Genomic DNA, 238 nt, shown 5'->3' with positions numbered 1-238 from the left:
GCACTTTGGCACATCTGATGCCGCAAAGATGGAGCGTCCATCTCATTATCCATGCCGCAGATACCCGGCTTATCTTCCCCACCACGTTCACCTTTCAGGCTTTCGAATGGCTGTTTTAAAATCTGGCGCGATTTCCAACCTTCAACGCCGATTTGGCGATCTAAGCCATGATCCACAGCCGATATTTTGAAGAAGTGAAGAAGTGAAGAAGTGAAGAAGTGAAGAAGTGAAGAAGTGA

At 47.1% G+C, this 238-nt stretch carries 1 protein-coding gene; it reads right to left on the bottom strand.

Going from position 1 to position 238, the window contains the following annotated elements:
* Positions 1 to 238: hypothetical protein (locus tag IBT47_RS27190; protein ID WP_234472142.1), on the bottom strand; the 238-nt coding region annotated here is incomplete at both ends.

This window comes from Erwinia sp. S43 (assembly GCF_016624745.1).
Classification (GTDB): domain Bacteria; phylum Pseudomonadota; class Gammaproteobacteria; order Enterobacterales; family Enterobacteriaceae; genus Erwinia; species Erwinia coffeiphila.
This window is presented reverse-complemented; position numbering and strand designations above follow the sequence as displayed.